Raw genomic sequence first — 17,309 nt, 5'->3', positions numbered from 1 at the left:
ACATGTTAGCAGCCTATCGCAAAGCCGCCGCAGAGCGCGAATCTTTGGGCATTCCTGCCCTTCCCCTCACCGCAGTGCAGACCGCCGACTTGGTGGAACTGCTGAAAAATCCCCCCGCAGGCGAAGATACTGAATTTCTGGTGCACCTGCTCGCCCACCGCGTGCCGCCGGGCGTGGACGACGCATCCAAAGTCAAAGCCTCGTTTTTGGCCGCCGTGGCCGAAGGCAGCGTGCAGAGTCCGCTGGTGTCGCGCGAGTATGCCGCCGAGCTGTTGGGCACGATGCTCGGCGGCTACAACATCCATCCGCTGATCGAGCTGTTGGACGACGAAACCCTCGCGCCGATTGCGGCCAACGGCCTGAAACACACGCTGCTGATGTTCGATGCCTTTCACGATGTGCAGGAAAAAGCCGCCAAAGGCAATGTCCACGCGCAGGCGGTATTGCAGTCTTGGGCGGATGCCGAATGGTTTACCGCCCGCGAAAAAGTGCCGGAAAAAATCACCGTAACCGTGTTCAAAGTCGATGGCGAAACCAATACCGACGACCTTTCCCCCGCGCCCGACGCATGGTCGCGCCCCGATATTCCGCTGCACGCGCTGGCGATGCTGAAAAACCCGCGCGAGGGCATCACGCCCGACAAAGCCGGCGAAATCGGGCCGATCAAATTACTGGAAGAACTCAAAGCCAAAGGCCATCCCGTTGCCTACGTCGGCGATGTGGTCGGCACAGGCTCGTCGCGCAAATCGGCCACCAATTCCGTGATTTGGCACACCGGTCTGGATATTCCCTTTGTGCCGAACAAACGCTACGGCGGCGTGTGCCTCGGCGGCAAAATCGCGCCGATTTTCTTCAACACGCAGGAAGACTCGGGCGCGCTGCCAATCGAAGTGGATGTGTCCGCGCTGAACATGGGCGATGTGGTCGATATTCTGCCTTACGAGGGCAAAATCGTGAAAAACGGCGCAACCGTCGCCGAATTTGAATTGAAATCGCCGGTACTGCTCGACGAAGTGCAGGCAGGCGGGCGCATCAATCTGATTATCGGGCGCGGCCTCACCGCCAAAGCCCGCGAAGCCCTCGGCCTGCCCGCTTCCGAAGTTTTCAGGCTGCCTCAAGCCCCCGCGCCGAGTAATGCAGGCTTTACGCTGGCGCAGAAAATGGTCGGCCGCGCCTGCGGCCTGCCCGAAGGACAGGGCGTGCGCCCCGGCACCTACTGCGAACCGCGCATGACCACCGTCGGCTCGCAGGACACCACCGGCCCGATGACCCGCGACGAACTCAAAGACCTCGCCTGCCTCGGCTTTTCCGCCGACATGGTGATGCAGTCGTTCTGCCACACCGCCGCCTATCCCAAGCCGGTTGACGTGAAAACGCACAAAGAACTGCCCGCCTTTATTTCCACGCGCGGCGGCGTATCGCTGCGCCCGGGCGACGGCGTGATCCACTCGTGGCTCAACCGCCTGCTGCTGCCCGACACCGTCGGCACCGGCGGCGACTCGCACACCCGCTTTCCCATCGGCATCTCCTTCCCCGCAGGCTCGGGTTTGGTGGCCTTTGCCGCCGCAACGGGCGTGATGCCGCTGGATATGCCAGAGTCCGTACTCGTGCGTTTTTCAGGCAAGCTCCAACCGGGCGTAACCTTGCGCGACATGGTCAACGCCATTCCGCTGTACGCCATCAAACAAGGCCTGCTCACCGTCGCCAAAGCCGGTAAGAAAAACATCTTCTCCGGCCGCATCCTCGAAATCGAAGGCCTGCCCGATTTGAAAGTCGAACAGGCCTTCGAGCTGACCGACGCGTCCGCCGAACGCTCCGCCGCAGGCTGCACCGTCAAGCTTAACAAAGAACCCATCATCGAATACATGAAGTCCAACATCGTGTTGATGAAAAACATGATTGCCGACGGCTACCAAGACGCGCGCACGCTGGAGCGGCGCATCAGGGCAATGGAAAAATGGCTCGCCGACCCGCAGCTGCTCGAAGCCGACCACGATGCCGAATACGCCGCCATAATCGACATCAATATGGACGACATCAAAGAGCCGATCATCGCCTGCCCCAACGACCCCGACGACGTGTGCTTCATGTCCGAACGCGCCGGCACCAAAATCGACGAAGTGTTCATCGGCTCGTGCATGACCAACATCGGCCACTTCCGCGCCGCCTCCAAGCTCTTGGAAGGCAAGAGCGACATCCCCGTGCGCCTGTGGATGGCACCACCGACCAAAATGGACGCGCACCAGCTCTCCGACGAAGGCCACTACGGCGTACTCGGCCGCGCCGGCGCACGCATGGAAATGCCCGGCTGCTCGCTGTGCATGGGCAATCAGGCGCAGGTGCACGAAGGCGCGACCGTCATGTCCACCTCCACCCGCAACTTCCCCAACCGCCTGGGTAAAAACACCTTCGTCTATCTCGGCTCGGCCGAACTGGCCGCCATCTGCTCCAAACTCGGCCGCATCCCCACCGTTGAGGAGTATCAGGCCAATATCGGCATCATCAACGAAAAAGGCAGCGAGATTTACCGTTATATGAACTTCAACGAGATTGAGGAATACAACGAAAAAGCCGAAGCCGTGAACGTGTAAACGAGGCTTTTCAGAAAGAAACGGAACAGCATCAAAGTTGTTCCGTTTTTTATTGCGGCTTGCGAAAAAGAGGCCGTCTGAAAACCGCGTCAAGGGATTTTCAGACGGCCTCAAACTAATTGGTCAACCGCCGTCCAATTGCATGAATCAAACGCTGTAAATCTTCGGGGCTGGGTGCATCGGGAAGCAGGGCTTGCCAATCTGCCAACGTGAAACGATGCCAATCAGATAGATATTTGCCGCAACGCGCTTCCAGCGTATTTTTAGGGTAATAGCGGTATCTGCCTTTGGGGATGGGCATGAAATAGAGCGTAAAGTTTTCAGACTGCCCCATGCCGATTACGTGCGTAAAATACGAATGGCATCAGATAATTCCTTTTTCAGCACCCATAGCGCGTAGCCGGGCAATACCGCCCAAAACAACATGCCAAGCGTAATGGTGCGCTGTTCACTAAAATTCCATAATGCCCATCCCGACACAACAAGCGAAAAAAATATTATGTAAAACAAATGTTTTCATGCCTGCTGGTGGTCTTTTTTGCTAATGGGCGTAATTTTTTGCCATGAAATTTTCGGCGCGCCTGATTGCACTTCGCTCAATAAACGCGCAAACGTAAGCAGTGCATCATAATGGCTTGGTTTCATCGTATGCTCCCGTTTCAAACCACCTTCAATCATAGACAGAAATGAAATCCGCCGCACAATCACATCCTGCTTGCGAAATATCCAATACTCACCGCTCCACGTTGCCGCAAACACTTCCGGCAGCGGCTTGCCCGCTTCCCGTTCCGCGCTGTTACGCGATAGTCTGCCGACATTTGCCTGTTGGCACATCGCGCGAAAAAACCAGCCGGATGGCAAGGTTTTCGCAAGACGTTTCCCCAGCGATTCAAATGTTTCCCAACTTTGCGTGGGCTAGCGGCTATGTTGCGGTGCGTTCAGGCATCCAGAAAGGCGGTGATTTCGGCGGGTTGGTGTGCGGTGAAGTCGGCGCCCCAGTTTTCGGGGTGGTCGGCGGGGGCGATGTAGCCCCACATGGCCAGTATGGTTTTCATGCCTGCGTTGCGGCCGGCCTGTATGTCGCGTTCGGCGTCACCGACGTACAGGCATTGGTGCGGCGCGAGGTTTAGTTGGGCACAGGCGTGGAGCAGGGGTTGGGGGTTGGGTTTGGCTTGGGGGCAGGTGTCGCCGCTGACGACGGCGGCGGGCGGCGCGGGGAAGCCGAGCTGTGGCACGAGGGCGTCGGTGAAGCGGGCGTGTTTGTTGGTTACGATGCCCCAGCGGATGCCGCGTGCGTGCAGGTTGGCGATGAGAGGGGCGGTTTGCGGGAAGAGGACGGTGTCGCGCCCCGAGCAGCTTTGGTATTCGGCCAGGTATTGCTGCCGCAGGGTTTCGTGTTCGGGGTGTGATGCGGCGATGCCGAAGCCGAAGGAAACCAGCGTGCCCGCGCCTTGTCCGGCCAGGGGGCGGATGTCGGCGGGGCTTTTTTCGGGCAGACCGTGGCGGCGCAGGAGGGTGTTGAGCGCGCCGCCGAGGTCGCGGGCGGTGTCGGCCAGTGTGCCGTCCAGGTCGAATAAAACGGCTTGTATCATGGTGTGTCCGTGTGTTGGAAAAGGGTGGCATTGTAGCCTTTGGCGCGGGTCAAAGGAGAAAAGGCCGTCTGAAAACTTTTCAGACGGCCTCCTATGCCTGCCCCTCCGCAGGGTGTGCCGCCCCGGCGGCGCACGCGCTCCCTGTTCTGCAACAAATGCCCGCATCCCGCAAATACCGAAACCGCGTACGTGGCTTGTGCCACACACCCTGCCTTGGCGGCAAAAGGCCGTCTGAAAACGCGGTTGCGGCGCAGCCGGTATGTTTTTCAGACGGCCTTTCGGTTGCAAACCGGAACGGCGGCGATTTAGAACTCCAATTCGGCTTCCAGCCAGTAGTCGTAGGTCGGATACTTGTATCCGACATCCCACGCGGCGGAATGATCCTGCGAGAAAATGTCAGATTCGAGAATCCGACCTACAACACTTCGTTGATGCTGCGCTTTCAGACGGCCTCCCTATGCCAGCCCTCCGCAGGGTGCTCCGTCCCGGCGGCACGCGTTCCCTGCCCTGCAACAAATGCCCGCATCCCGCAAATCCCGAAACCGGGTGCGTGGCTTGTGCCACACACCCTGCCTTGGCGGCAAAAGGCCGTCTGAAAACGGGCTTTCAGACGGCCTTTCTGTTGCAAACCGGAACGGCGGCGGTTTAGAACTCCAATTCGGCTTTCAGCCAGTAAGTGCGCGGCATGCCGACGACGGCGAAGCTGCGGTCGAAGCGGCCTCGCTGGATTTGCCAGTAGTTTTTGTTGAACAGGTTTTCCACTGCCGTGCCGACGGTAAGCGTGTTGCCGCCGAGTTTGGTTTTGTAGCGTGCGCCGACGTCAACCAGTGTGTAGGAGGGCAGTTGGTATTTCCGTTCTGCATCCTGATACGACTTGCCGTAGTGCTGGACGTTGGCGTTGAGCGTCAGCCCCTTGGCAAACGGCGTATCCCATTCCACGCCTGCTTTGGCGATGAATTTGGGGCTGGTTACCTGATGGCCGCGCGCGACAAGCATGTCGTCCCATTTGGGAAAATCGATCAGGTCGGAGCGGATGAAGCTCATGCCGATGCTGGGGCGCAGGGTTTTGTTCAGCAGATTGGCATAGGCATTCAGTTCCAAGCCGCGATAGCGTTCTTTGCCTTGTTCCTGGCCGGCCATTGCCAAGCTTGCGGCTTTGAGACGGGCATAGTCGGTGTTGCGTGTGGTGTTGCCGCGCCAGTAGCCCGGGCGGGTGATTTGGTAGATGTTCGCAGAGGTTACGATGTCGCCCCAGTTTTTGCGCACGCCCAGTTCGATTTGTTTGCTGACGCGCGGTTTGGAGGCGTTGCCCTCTTCGTCCACTTCGCCAGGTTCAAGGTCTTCCATGTAGTTGCCGTACACCACGAAATCCGGTGAGGGCACCCACGAGGCGGCCAGCATCGGGCCGAAGCGTTTTTTGCTGTTTTTGTCGCCTGTGCGGTAGTCGTCCTGTTTCACCCACTGGTAGCGTCCGCCGAAGGTGAGGCGGATGGTGTTGTTGTTGAAGCCCAAAGTGTCGGAAACGGCGATACTCGGGGTGGTCTGCTTCATATCGACGGTTTGGCGGGTGGCGGATGAGATGCGCGGGGCGAGGCCGGAGAAATCGGGCGCGTAAATCGTGTGGCCGCGCAGCGGGTCGCCGAAGTTGAGCGGGCCGCTTTTGTGGTCGCGCGAGCGGGAAACGTAGTCGAACGAGGCTGCCCAATTGTGTACGACCGGGCCGGTGTCAAATTCACCACGCGCTTTGAGCGTACCGCTGGTGGTGCGCGAACGAATGTCCCACGGAGTGGCGGCTGCTGCGGAATATTGGCCGGTGGCCGGGTTGACCATCCGAAGCTGGGTGAAGCCGCCTTCGTATTTCGATTCCATATAGCCGATACCGCCGGAGAGCTGCATGTTCCAGTCGGTGTCGTACTCGAAGGTGGCCATGTTGGTAACGGTGCGGGTGGTCTGCTCCTGCCAGCTCGGTACGAGGTTGATTTTGCCGTCGGGTGCTTTGGGGAAGGCGAAGGCGTAGTTTTGCATGTCTTGGAAACGGGCGCGGCTGCCTTCGGTGTTGCGGTGGTTGTACATGAAGTCGTAGGACACGCGCAGTTTTTCGCCGCGATAGTCGGCGTTCAGGCCGAATTCCTGGTTGTCTTCCTTATAGCCGTGGCGCGGGGTGTTGCCGTGGCGGTATTTGCCGGCAAAGTGTACGCCCCATTCTTTATTCGCGCCGAAACGCTGTCCGAAATCAAATGAAGCCTGCGGGCGGCTTTTGCCGAACCAGCCCAAGCCGATTTTGCGGTTGCCCTCGTCGGACGCTTTTTTGGTTTCGATGTTGACGGAAGAACCGGTCGCGCCCTCGGGATCCATGCCGGTGGTGGAGCTGGACGCGCCTTTAATCAGTTGCGCGGAGGCCACGTTGGCGGTGGGCGTATGCCAGTAGGAATAGAGGCCGGGCAGGCCGTTGATACTGAACTGCTTGGCGTCCAGTTGCAGCCCGCGCACATACAGTCCTTGCAGCGTGTTGCTCTCGCCGCCGAACTGCATCACCGAAGCGTCGGTTTTGGCGATGGTGTCCACCAGCGTGCGGGATGCATTGTTTTCCAGTACTTTTTCGTCGTAGTTGACAACGGTAATCGGTGCGGTGAAGGCATTGGCGCGGCCGAGCAGACCCAGGTTCACTCGGTCGCGCAAATCGCCGTCGCTGGCGATGGAGTAGGAGCGGGCGGCGTGGACTTTTTTCGTGTCGGCGCGGACGGTTACGGTTTCCAGCCCGCCCTCTTCCTGCGCGTTCTGGTCGTCGGCGCAGGCGAAGGCGGCGGCCACCATCAGCGGCAGCAGGGCAAGTTTTTGTTTGTTTTTCATATTTTGCTTTCTTTCAGCTTTGGAAATTTGGAGATGGCACGGCCGGTTCGGCCGATAAAACGATAGCGGCGCGCATTATCTTTCATAAGGGGTGAAACTTAAAACAAGGCGATGAATTGCTTACAATAATTAACCGGATTTGTTGCAAATTTGGTCTGCGGCGGGAGGTTTGGGAGAAAGGCCGTCTGAAAAACGTTTTTCAGACGGCCTGTTTGCTTTTCCGTAGCGGTTTTCAGTCGATGCCGATGTCGAGGCAGACGGTTTGGCCGCACAGTGCCTTGCCCGCCGCGCTGTGGTGGGCGGGTTTGCAGGCGGCGAAGGTGCAGGTGAGGTCGGCGCGGAAGGTGTCGGGGTCGGCTTCGCCGCTGTCGCAGTTGAGGCCGGTGGGGAGGTCGAGGGCGGTTTTGTAGCCCGAGGCTTGGTTGAGCAGGCGGCAGAGGGCGGCGAGATTGGCGGGCAGCGCGCCGGTGAAGCCTGTGCCGAAGATGCCGTCGATAATGGCGGCGTAGCCGTTTTTCAGACGGCCTTCGATCTCGTCCGTGCCGATAAACGCCACGCCGTCGAGGCCGCGCAGGCGTTGGCGGTTGGTTTCGGCCAACTCGGACAGGGTGTCGCCGGCGGTAAAGAGGATGTCGGCCTGCCAGCCCTGCGCCTGCATGATGCGCGCCATTACCAGCGCGTCGCCGCCGTTGTTGCCTTTGCCGCAGACAAACAGGGCACGGCCGGGGATGTTCAGGCGGCGCATCAGCTCGGCGGCGGCGGCGCGGCCGGCGTTTTCCATCAGTTGCTCGAAACTTGTGCCCGCGTCAACGGCGGCTTGTTCGCGTTGGCGCATTTGCGCGGCGGTGTAGGTTTTCATGTGTTGTCCTTTCGGGTCGGTTGGCGGGTGAGGCCGTCTGAAAATACGGTTTGGGAGGACTGGCAGGCTGTTTTTATCAGGCAGAGAACGCGTGCGCCGCCTTGGGGCGACACACCCTGCCCTAACGGCGGAGGCCGTCTGAATAAGCCGTTTATTTGTCGGCAAAATCGGGCCGGCGGACGAGGTACAGGCCGAGGATGAGGGCGGCGGCGGCGAGCAGGCCGCCGGTATAGCCGATGTTGTGCAGGCCGAAGTGCTGCGCGGCGAGGCCGCCGAGGAGTGCGCCGCCGCCGATGCCGACGTTGTAGAGCGAGGAGTAAATCGAGGCGGCGACGTCGGTGGCGTCGTCGGCAAAGCGCAGCACGCGCGAGAGCATGGCGAGGCTGAGGGCGGTGATGGCGACGCCCCAGGCGAAGCAGAGGGCGGCCAGCGGCCACAGCGAGCCGGAGAGGGGCAGCAGCAGGAACATGGCGGCGGCCAGGGCGGCGGCGCAGGCGGCGAAAAACAGGCGGGGGCGGCGGGCGAAGCGGCGGCCGAACAGATACGAGCCGGCGAAACCGGCCGCGCCGTACACCAGCAGCAGGAAGGTGGCCTGCTGCGGCGGCAGGCGGGCGGTTTGCAGGGCGAAGGGTTCGATGTAGCTGTATGAGCAAAAGTGGGCGGTGATCATCAGCACGGTGAAAACATAGAGCAGCATCAGGCTTTTGCGTTTGGCGAGCACGGGCAGGCTCTCGAGCGAGCCGGTGTTGACGCTGGGCAGTTTGGGCAGGGTTTGGGCCAGCACGGCGGCGACGAATGCGGCGGCGATGCCGATAAGCAGGAAGCTGAGCCGCCAGCCGTAGGTCTGCCCCGCCAGCCGCCCGAGCGGGATGCCGAGCACCATGGCCAGCACGGTGCCGGTGCTGAGCAGGCCGAGTGCCTGGTTGCCTTTGCCTTTGGGGGCGATGCGCACGGCCAGCGCGGCGGTGATCGACCAAAACAGGGCGTGGGTAAGGGCGATGGCGACGCGTCCGGCCAGCAGCATGGCGAAACTTTGCGCGAAATAGGACACGACGTGGCCGGCGGCGAACACGGCAAAGATGCCCAGCAGCAGGCTGCGCCGTTCGGTATTGCGGGTGGCGAGCATCAGCGGCAGGGACATGAGGGCGACCACCCAGGCATAAACGGTGAGCATGATGCCGGTGTCGGCGGGGCTCATGGCGAAGCCTGCGCCGATGTCGCTCAACAGGGCGATGGGGATGAATTCGGTGGTGTTGAAGATGAAGGCGGCGCAGGTGAGGGCGAACACGCTGAGCCAGCGGGCGGATTCTTGGTTTTTCATGGCGGCGGATGCGGTTTGGTTTGATTGCGTTCGGTGTTGTCTGGACAGCCTTTGCCTTTGTATGCAGAGAGGCCGTCTGAAAAGTGCAAAACGCAGGCATAGCGGGGCAGTTGTCCGGTTTGGCAGCGCAGCCGTGCGGCCAAGATGCTTTGGCGGCAGCCAAACGGATTTTCAGACGGCCTTCTTTGTTATGCGGAGGCCGTCTGAAAAGCGGGAAACGGCTTTTCAGACGGCCTCCGGTGCCTTTTTTACGCGGGTTTCACCCGGAAAATCAGGCGAAGGGGTGTTGCAGCAGGATGGTCTGCTCGCGGTCGGGGCCGGTGGAGATGATGGCGACGGGCGCGCCGCACACTTCTTCGATGCGTTTCAAATAACGGCGGGCGTTTTCCGGCAGCGCGTCGTAGCTTTGCGCGCCGAAGGTGGATTCCGCCCAGCCGGGCAGGGTTTCGTAAACGGGCGTGCATTTGGCCACCGCGTCCGCGCCGAATGGCAGGATGTCGGTGTGTCTGCCTTCAAACTCGTAGCCGGTGCAGATTTTGATTTCCTTCATGCCGTCCATCACGTCGAGTTTGGTGATGCACATGCCGGTGATGCCGTTGATTTGGATGGAGCGCTTGAGCGCGGCGGCGTCGAACCAGCCGCAGCGGCGCGGGCGGCCTGTTACCGAGCCGAACTCGTTGCCGCGCTCGGCCAGCCCCGCGCCGACGTCGTCGAACAGCTCAGTGGGGAAGGGGCCCGAGCCGACGCGGGTGGTGTAGGCTTTGACGATGCCCAGCACATAGTCGAGCATGTGCGGCGGCACGCCCGCGCCAGCTGCGGCCGCACCGGCGGAGCAGTTGGACGAGGTTACGAAGGGGTAAGTGCCGTAGTCGATGTCCAGCAGCGTACCCTGCGCGCCTTCAAACAGCAATCGCTCGCCGCGCGCGTTTTTCTCGTAGAGCGTGCGGGCGACGTCGTGCACCATCGGCAGCACGCGGGCTTTGAAGCCTTCGATTTTGGCCATGATTTCGTCGAAGGACACGGGCGGCGCATTGTGCAGGTGTTGCAGTTGGACGTTGTACAGCTCCACGTTGGCGCGGACTTTTCCCGCCAGACTGCCCGCGTCGAACAGATCCACCACGCGCACGGCGCGGCGGGCGACTTTGTCTTCGTAGGCCGGGCCGATGCCGCGTCCGGTGGTGCCGATTTTCTGCGCGCCCCGGCTCGCTTCGCGCGCCTGGTCGAGGGCGATGTGGTAGGGCAGGATGAGGGTGGCGGTGGGGGCGATTTTCAGACGGCCTTCCACGTTTTTCACGCCGGCGGCGGTGAGTTCGTCGATTTCGCCCAACAGGGCTTCGGGGGAAACCACCACGCCCGAGCCGATGTAGCAGTCGAGTTTTTCGTGCAGGATGCCGCTGGGTATCAGGCGCAGGATGGTTTTCCTGCCGCCGACCACCAGCGTGTGCCCCGCGTTGTGGCCGCCCTGGAAGCGCACCACGCCGCTGGTCTGTTCGGCCAGCCAGTCCACAATTTTGCCTTTGCCTTCGTCGCCCCATTGGGAGCCGATCACTACTACGTTTTGTGCCATATTGGTTCTACCTGTTTGCTGAATGGAAAAAACGGCGGCCGCCCGAGTGTGTCGGGCGGGCGTTGCATATATTGTACGGTGCGTTGCGCGGCGGACGCTTTTTCAGGCGGCCTCCGCGCCTTTCATCCTTAAAACCGTGTTTTCAGACGGCCTCTGTATTGTATTGTGATGAGGCCGCCTGAAAAACCTTGTCTGCAAAGGCTTCTTGCGGGGCGCGATGCCCGTTCGCGCAGACAGCCACCCTGCCCTGCTGCTCCGGTTTCATCGAAACCGCGTTTTCAGACGGTCTCTGTATGCAATGAGGCAATGAGGCCGTCTGAAAACGCGAAACGCAGTTCAAGGCTGCTCCGTTACCACCCACGCGCCGTCCTGTTTGCGCAGGCGGCGCGTGCTGCCGACGGTGCTGTTGGAAGGAACGCCGTAATCGACCGCCACCGCCTCGCCCGCCGCACGCAGCGCGGCAACGGCTTCGGCGGCTTCGGCCATATCCGCCGCATCCACGGCGATGGCGGGGCGGCGTTCGTGCTGCGGCAGCCTGCCGAGGAATTTGCGCAAATCGAAGCTGAACCCCGTGGCCGGGCGGGCGCGGCCGAAACAGCCGCCCAGCCCGTCATACCGCCCGCCGCGCGCCAGCGCGTCGTGGCCGTCGGCGGCGTAGGCGGCGTAAAGCAGGCCGGTGTGGTAGTTGTCTACGCGCAATTCGGACAGGTCGATGTGCACGTCCTGCTGCGGGAAGGCGGCGCAGACGGCTTCGATTTCGTCCAAGGCGCGGCCGACGACGGAGAGTTCGGGCAGTTTTTCCCGAGCCGCCGCCAGCACTTCGCGCCCGCCGTAGAGCGCGGGCAGCAGGGCGAAGGCTTTGCGCCACATGCCGTCCAGCCCCCATGCTTCGGTTTGGACGCGCACGGCGGCGGTGTCCTTGTCCTGCATCATGGCCAGCAGCGCGGCCGACTGCGCCGCGTCCAGCTCGGCGGCGGCGGCCAGCGCGCGGAACACGCCGATGTGGCCGAGCGAGAGCAGGATGCCGCCGAAGTCGGCCACCGCGAGGCTGTCGAGCATCAGGCCGACGGTTTCGATGTCGGCCGCCACGCCCGCGTAGCCGTAAAATTCCGCGCCCACCTGCAAGGGTTCGCGCGTGCTCAAAAAGCCTTCGGGGCGGGCGTGCAGCACCGGGCCGGCGTAGCACAGGCGGTTGATGCCGTCGTTGGCCGACAACAGATGCGCGTCGATGCGGGCGACCTGCGGCGTGATGTCGGCACGGATGCCGAGCTGGCGGCCGCTGAGCTGGTCGGCGATGCGGATGGTTTTGAGGGAAAGGCCGGAATCGATGTGGGTGAGCAGGGAATCGCTGTATTCGAGCAGCGGCGGATGCACAAGCTCGTAGCCGTGCGAGCGGAACAGGGCGAGGATTTTTTCTTTCGCGCTTTCAAGCTGCCGCGCCCCGGTGGGCAGGATGTCGGCGACGTATTCGGGAAGTTGCCAAGACTGCATGGTGGTGTTTGCGACGCACAAAAAAAGCGGCACGCCGCCCTGCGTCTGTATTGTTTTTTAAAGCGGCACTTTAACATAAAAAAACGTTTTGTGCAGTGTGCGCTGCGGCGTGCGGCAGAGGCCGCCTGAAAAGCGGATTTTGTCTTTTCAGACGGCCTCTGCCGTTGAGGCAGGGTGTGCCGTCCCCGGGCGACGCACGCGGTTTTTGGAGGGGGCGGGTGTTTGGTTTTGGGGAAACGGAAGGCCGTCTGAAAAACTATGTTGGCCGGTTTTCAGACGGCCTTTGACACTAATAGCGCAAGCCACGTACAACGAATCCTCACGTTTCCCGCAAACCCGGAAACCGCGTGCATTGCCTTGGGGCAACACCCTGCAAAGTCCCGACCCGCCGTCATTCCCGCGCAGGCGGGAATCTTGGCAGGATTTAACACAAATGACTGTTTCTTCAAGCATTGCCGAATGTCAAACAAAATTCCCGCCTGCGCGGGAATGACGGAATAAGGGTTTTCAGACGGCCTCTGTTGTCAAGGTAGCACGCGGTTTGAGCTTTTGGGAAAGGCACGGATTTGCTGGCGGCAGAGAACGCGTGCGCCACCTCGGGGCGACAGACCCTACCTTGGGCTGCGTCTGCTTGACTGTCAGAGGATTTGGACTTCAACCAGCTCTTCAATTTGACGGATCATTTCGCGCCGTTCGGCTCGGGTCAGGCCGCGTATGGTGCGCAGGGCGGTATCGATGGGGACGGCTGCGCCGCCGTGGCGCGGGGCGAACGCGAGGCAGTTGCCGTGGTAGCGCACGGGTTCAAAGCTGTTGCCGGAAAATTCGATTTCCTGCGTCTGCCCGCCGATTTCGGCGTTGTAGGCGTAAAAGGTTTGGCTGCGGGTATGGCGTGAAACGTAAAACGGGATGGCGACCAGCTTCCACGGCTGCGCTTCGGGGCGGTTGAGGGCTTGGAGGATGGCGCGGACATTGCGGCTCAGGCGCAGGGTTTGCGGTATGCGGACGAGGCAGAAATAGGCAGTCAGTCCTATACCGACGGCAGCCAGCAACAACAGGCTGCCGAAACTGTTTGGCGGCTGCGGTGCGGCGGTAAAGGCGGCGGCCTGTGCGATGCAGAGGACGGACACCAGCAATAGAGTAAAATCAACGGCAACCGCCAAATTGATATTGAAGCCGCCTATGCCGCCGACGGCAAGCCGCTTGGCGGGAAGGCGGATGGGAAATTGCTGCATGGACTTGTCCTTAATGAATGAGGTTGGGAATGACGGCAGTCGGATAGGCTCGTAGTTTACCAAGCAGGCATAGCTTGAATCCAGACTCAACAATTCCCGAAAATTCCCAAAACCGTCGGGCTTGGCAAGCCAAGCGGCTCTTGAATGTTTAGGCCGTCTGAAAGCGCAGCTTCAACGAAGTTAAAACACAGCTTCGGTGCGGGTAAAACCGTATTTGCGGCGTTTTCAGACGGCCTTTGCCGTTAGGTAGGGTGTGTGGCGCAAGCCACGCACGCGGTTTGAGTTGCTGGGAAGGCGCGGATTTGTTGAAGCGGCAGAGAACGCGTGCGTCGCCTCGGGGCGACACACCCTACTTTGGATTCGGTATGGGTTGGATGGAACAGGCCGTTTGAAAAACCGTTTTCCGTTTTTCAGACGGCCTCTGCCGTTGAGGTAGGGTCTGTGGCGCAAGCCACGCACGCGGTTTGAGCTTTTGGGAAAGGCACGAATTTGCTGGGCGGCAGAGAACGCGTGCGCCGCTTCGGGGGCGATACACCCTACACTAGCTTACCCAATGTGCCGTGGTTTGACAGACAGGCCGTCTGAAAATCGGTTTTCAGACGGCCTGTTTGCATTTTGTCGCTTTATTTGCAGACAATCAGCGGCGCGGCAGGGGGTATGTGCCTTCGACCAAGATGTTTTTGTCCACTTCGGAGAGGTTGCGGTGGCCGGTGAAGGCCATGGTTACGTCCATTTCGTTGTACATGATTTCTAGGGCACGGCGCACGCCGTCTTCGCCGTATGCGCCCAGGCCGTAGAGGAAGGCGCGGCCGGTGAGGAAGCCGCGCGCGCCCATGGCCCAGGCTTTGAGCATGTCTTGGCCGCTGCGGATGCCGCTGTCGAGCCACACTTCGGTTTGGCTGCCCACGGCCTGTACGACGTCGGGCAGGGCGTCGATGGTGGAAGGCGCGCCGTCGAGCTGGCGGCCGCCGTGGTTGGAGACGACGATCGCGTCCGCGCCGTGTTTGACGGCCAGTTCGGCGTCTTCGGGTTCCATAATGCCTTTGATGATGAGTTTGCCGCCCCACAGGTCTTTGATGCGGGCAACGTCGTCCCACGACAGGCGCGGGTCGAACTGCTCGGATGTCCAAGACGAGAGCGAGGACAAATCGCCGACATTTTTGGCATGGCCGACGATGTTGCGGAAGGTGCGGCGCTCGGTGTGCAGCATGTTCCAGCACCATTCCCATTTGGTTGCCAGGTTGATGCAGTTCATGATGGTGGGCTTGGGCGGCGCGGACAGGCCGTTTTTGATGTCTTTGTGGCGCTGGCCGAGCACCTGCAAATCGGCGGTGAGGATAAGGGCGGAGCATTTGGCATCCTGCGCGCGTTTGATCAGGTTTTCCATAAATTCTCGGTCGCGCATGACGTAAAGCTGGAACCAGAACGGCGCGGAGGTGTTTTCGGCCACGTCTTCAATCGAGCAGATGGACATGGTGGACAGGGAAAACGGCACACCGAATTTTTCCGCCGCCCGCGCGGCGTGGATTTCGCCGTCGGCCCAGGCCATGCCGGTGAAGCCGGTCGGCGCGATGGCCAGCGGCATTTTCACTTTCTGCCCGATCATTTCGCTTTCCAGCGAACGCCCTTCCATGTTTACCAGCACGCGCTGGCGGAATTCGATGGGCGCGAAATCGGTGGTGTTGGCGCGGTAGGTGTGCTGCGTCCACGAGCCGGAGTCGATGTAGTCGTAAAACATCTTCGGCATTTTGAATTTCGCTACGCGGCGCAGGTCTTCGATACAGGTCATTTTGCTTAAATCGCGCATCTGCCCTTTTCCTTTCGTTTGGTTGGTCGGTTCGGATTCGGTTGCCGTCCTGCATTTTTGTTTTTCAGACGGCCTTTTCCATAAGCGGAATCCGCGCACTTTATCCGAATCGGCCAAATTTCGCAAACACTTATCATTTAAAATGCTATTACTATTTGATTTTTGTCAAGAAAGATGCAAATACTTGACTGATTCACTCAACTATCGCACAATCCCGCCCGACAAAAAAATAACAGCACAAACCATGCGACTGACTACCAAAGGACGCTTCGCCGTTACCGCCATGCTCGACTTGGCCATGCACGCGCAAAAAGGCGCGGTCAAGCTCAACGACATCAGCGAACGCCAAAACATCTCCCTGTCTTACCTCGAACAATTATTCGGCAAACTGCGCCGCGCCGGCCTGGTGGACAGCATACGCGGCCCGGGCGGCGGCTACATTCTGGCCGCCGACGCGCGCAACATCAGCATCGCGCAAATCATCACCGCCGCAGAAGACAAACTCGACGCCACCCTGTGCAGCGGCAAAACCAACTGCCACAACGGCGCACCCTGCCTCACGCACGATTTGTGGGAAAACCTGAACCGCACCATCAACCAATACCTCAGCAGCGTAACCTTGGAAACCGTGCTCAGCCAAAAAGACCACCATTCCGGCAAGGCCGTCAGCCTCACCTACATAAACTGACACACAAACACATCAAAAGGAAGACCAAACCATGACCGTCAAAACCCCCGTCTATCTCGACTACGCCGCCACAACCCCCGTTGACAAACGCGTTGCCGAAAAAATGATTCCCTATCTGACCGAAACCTTCGGCAACCCCGCTTCCAACAGCCACGCATTCGGCTGGGAAGCAGAAGAAGCCGTCGAAAAAGCCCGCGCCGACATTGCCGCGCTGATCAACGCCGACCCCAAAGAAATCATCTTTACCAGCGGCGCGACCGAGTCCGACAACCTCGCCATCAAAGGCGCGGCAAACTTCTACAAAACCAAAGGCAAACACCTCATCACCGTCAAAACCGAACACAAAGCCGTGCTCGACACCATGCGCGAACTCGAACGCCAAGGCTTTGAAGTAACCTACCTCGGCGTACAAGAAAACGGTTTAATCGATTTGGAAGAACTCAAAGCCGCCATCCGCGACGACACCATCCTGATTTCCGTAATGTGGGTGAACAACGAAATCGGTGTCGTGCAAGACATTCCCGCCATCGGCGAAATCTGCCGCGAACGCAAAATCATCTTCCACGTCGATGCCGCCCAAGCCTGCGGCAAAGTGCCTGTTGACGTAGAAGCCGCCAAAATCGACCTGTTGTCCATGTCCGGTCATAAAGTATACGGTCCAAAAGGTATCGGCGCACTGTACGTCCGCCGCAAACCCCGCGTCCGCCTCGAAGCCCAAATGCACGGCGGCGGCCACGAGCGCGGTTTCCGTTCCGGCACCCTGCCGACCCACCAAATCGTCGGCATGGGTGAAGCCTTCCGCATCGCCAAAGAAGAACTCGAGCAAGACATGGCGCACTACCGCAAACTGCGCGACATCTTCCTCAAAGGCATCGAAGGCATCGAAGAAGTCTATATCAACGGCGACCTCGAACACCGCGCCCCGAATAACCTGAACGTCAGCTTCAACTTCGTCGAAGGCGAAAGCCTGATTATGGCGGTGAAAGAACTCGCCGTATCCAGCGGCTCCGCCTGCACCTCCGCCTCACTCGAACCCAGCTACGTCCTGCGCGCGCTCGGCCGTAATGACGAACTGGCACACTCATCCCTGCGCATCACCTTCGGCCGCATGACCACCGAAGAAGAAGTGCAATTCGCAGCAGAACTGATCAAATCCAAAATCGGCAAACTGCGCGAACTGTCGCCGCTGTGGGAAATGTTCAAAGACGGTATTGATTTGAACTCGATTGAATGGGCGGCGCATTAAATTGGCTTGTAAATAGAGCAATGAAACGTGAACACAGGTATTCACGTTTCGAAGCCATATAACTT

General features: G+C 60.0%; 13 protein-coding genes. 3 read left to right on the top strand and 10 right to left on the bottom strand.

The genetic code is table 11. The features are described from left to right. Positions 1-2: 2 nt before the first annotated feature. On the top strand, positions 3-2,591 hold the full coding sequence (acnB, locus tag H3L91_RS05435; protein ID WP_007342589.1) for a bifunctional aconitate hydratase 2/2-methylisocitrate dehydratase: 2,589 nt from the start codon (positions 3-5) through the stop codon (positions 2,589-2,591). Between the two features lie 115 nt (positions 2,592-2,706). Here acnB and H3L91_RS05430 read toward each other — a convergent pair whose 3' ends face one another. The 10 genes from H3L91_RS05430 to H3L91_RS05385 all read right to left on the bottom strand — a co-directional run bounded on the left by H3L91_RS05430 (position 2,707) and on the right by H3L91_RS05385 (position 15,310). Further along, the gene (locus tag H3L91_RS05430; RefSeq protein ID WP_007342588.1) at positions 2,707-2,925 is read right to left on the bottom strand and encodes a hypothetical protein; all 219 of its coding nucleotides are present in this window, start codon (positions 2,923-2,925) and stop codon (positions 2,707-2,709) included. 182 nt (positions 2,926-3,107) lie between these two features. Then, the gene (locus H3L91_RS05425; RefSeq protein ID WP_152902369.1) at positions 3,108-3,452 is read right to left on the bottom strand and encodes a hypothetical protein; all 345 of its coding nucleotides are present in this window, start codon (positions 3,450-3,452) and stop codon (positions 3,108-3,110) included. Positions 3,453-3,529: 77 nt separating this feature from the next. Continuing rightward, the gene (locus H3L91_RS05420; protein WP_007342585.1) at positions 3,530-4,183 is read right to left on the bottom strand and encodes an HAD family hydrolase; all 654 of its coding nucleotides are present in this window, start codon (positions 4,181-4,183) and stop codon (positions 3,530-3,532) included. 645 nt (positions 4,184-4,828) lie between these two features. Further along, on the bottom strand, positions 4,829-7,033 hold the full coding sequence (locus H3L91_RS05415) for a TonB-dependent siderophore receptor (RefSeq protein WP_007342582.1): 2,205 nt from the start codon (positions 7,031-7,033) through the stop codon (positions 4,829-4,831). A 232-nt stretch (positions 7,034-7,265) separates the two neighbouring features. Then, on the bottom strand, positions 7,266-7,892 hold the full coding sequence (locus H3L91_RS05410) for an NAD(P)H-hydrate epimerase (protein ID WP_007342580.1): 627 nt from the start codon (positions 7,890-7,892) through the stop codon (positions 7,266-7,268). A gap of 151 nt (positions 7,893-8,043) precedes the next feature. Further along, positions 8,044-9,213 (bottom strand): sugar transporter, encoded by a 1,170-nt coding sequence (locus tag H3L91_RS05405; protein WP_007342579.1) that lies wholly within the window; start codon positions 9,211-9,213, stop codon positions 8,044-8,046. A 271-nt stretch (positions 9,214-9,484) separates the two neighbouring features. Beyond that, the gene (locus tag H3L91_RS05400; RefSeq protein ID WP_007342577.1) at positions 9,485-10,780 is read right to left on the bottom strand and encodes an adenylosuccinate synthase; all 1,296 of its coding nucleotides are present in this window, start codon (positions 10,778-10,780) and stop codon (positions 9,485-9,487) included. Between the two features lie 336 nt (positions 10,781-11,116). Beyond that, positions 11,117-12,271 (bottom strand): ATP phosphoribosyltransferase regulatory subunit, encoded by a 1,155-nt coding sequence (locus H3L91_RS05395; protein WP_007342574.1) that lies wholly within the window; start codon positions 12,269-12,271, stop codon positions 11,117-11,119. Between the two features lie 638 nt (positions 12,272-12,909). After that, complete coding sequence (locus H3L91_RS05390) at positions 12,910-13,503, bottom strand: hypothetical protein (RefSeq protein ID WP_007342570.1); 594 nt, start codon at positions 13,501-13,503, stop codon at positions 12,910-12,912. A 637-nt stretch (positions 13,504-14,140) separates the two neighbouring features. Further along, entirely contained in the window at positions 14,141-15,310 is a 1,170-nt protein-coding gene (locus H3L91_RS05385; protein ID WP_040659459.1) for an alpha-hydroxy acid oxidase, read from the bottom strand. 244 nt (positions 15,311-15,554) lie between these two features. Between H3L91_RS05385 and iscR the strand changes: the two genes are divergently transcribed. Then, positions 15,555-15,998: a Fe-S cluster assembly transcriptional regulator IscR gene (iscR, locus tag H3L91_RS05380; RefSeq protein ID WP_040659457.1), complete on the top strand. Its 444-nt coding sequence runs from the start codon at positions 15,555-15,557 to the stop codon at positions 15,996-15,998. A gap of 31 nt (positions 15,999-16,029) precedes the next feature. Beyond that, positions 16,030-17,244, top strand: a complete 1,215-nt coding sequence (locus H3L91_RS05375) for an IscS subfamily cysteine desulfurase (protein ID WP_003764834.1) — start codon at positions 16,030-16,032, stop codon at positions 17,242-17,244. The last annotated feature ends 65 nt before the right edge of the window (positions 17,245-17,309 follow it).

The organism is Neisseria bacilliformis, from assembly GCF_014055025.1.
GTDB lineage: Bacteria > Pseudomonadota > Gammaproteobacteria > Burkholderiales > Neisseriaceae > Neisseria > Neisseria bacilliformis.
Note: the sequence above shows the minus strand (reverse complement) of the source record. Positions and strands in the feature narration are given on the sequence as shown.

What these genes read in the sequence shown, in the direction of transcription:
- acnB (WP_007342589.1), top strand. Translation starts at nt 3, where the DNA reads ATGTTAGCAGCCTATCGCAAAGCCGCCGCAGAGCGCGAATCTTTGGGC.
- H3L91_RS05430 (WP_007342588.1), bottom strand. Translation starts at nt 2,925, where the DNA reads ATGGGGCAGTCTGAAAACTTTACGCTCTATTTCATGCCCATCCCCAAA.
- H3L91_RS05420 (WP_007342585.1), bottom strand. Translation starts at nt 4,183, where the DNA reads ATGATACAAGCCGTTTTATTCGACCTGGACGGCACACTGGCCGACACC.
- H3L91_RS05415 (WP_007342582.1), bottom strand. Translation starts at nt 7,033, where the DNA reads ATGAAAAACAAACAAAAACTTGCCCTGCTGCCGCTGATGGTGGCCGCC.
- H3L91_RS05410 (WP_007342580.1), bottom strand. Translation starts at nt 7,892, where the DNA reads ATGAAAACCTACACCGCCGCGCAAATGCGCCAACGCGAACAAGCCGCC.
- H3L91_RS05405 (WP_007342579.1), bottom strand. Translation starts at nt 9,213, where the DNA reads ATGAAAAACCAAGAATCCGCCCGCTGGCTCAGCGTGTTCGCCCTCACC.
- H3L91_RS05400 (WP_007342577.1), bottom strand. Translation starts at nt 10,780, where the DNA reads ATGGCACAAAACGTAGTAGTGATCGGCTCCCAATGGGGCGACGAAGGC.
- H3L91_RS05395 (WP_007342574.1), bottom strand. Translation starts at nt 12,271, where the DNA reads ATGCAGTCTTGGCAACTTCCCGAATACGTCGCCGACATCCTGCCCACC.
- H3L91_RS05390 (WP_007342570.1), bottom strand. Translation starts at nt 13,503, where the DNA reads ATGCAGCAATTTCCCATCCGCCTTCCCGCCAAGCGGCTTGCCGTCGGC.
- H3L91_RS05385 (WP_040659459.1), bottom strand. Translation starts at nt 15,310, where the DNA reads ATGCGCGATTTAAGCAAAATGACCTGTATCGAAGACCTGCGCCGCGTA.
- iscR (WP_040659457.1), top strand. Translation starts at nt 15,555, where the DNA reads ATGCGACTGACTACCAAAGGACGCTTCGCCGTTACCGCCATGCTCGAC.
- H3L91_RS05375 (WP_003764834.1), top strand. Translation starts at nt 16,030, where the DNA reads ATGACCGTCAAAACCCCCGTCTATCTCGACTACGCCGCCACAACCCCC.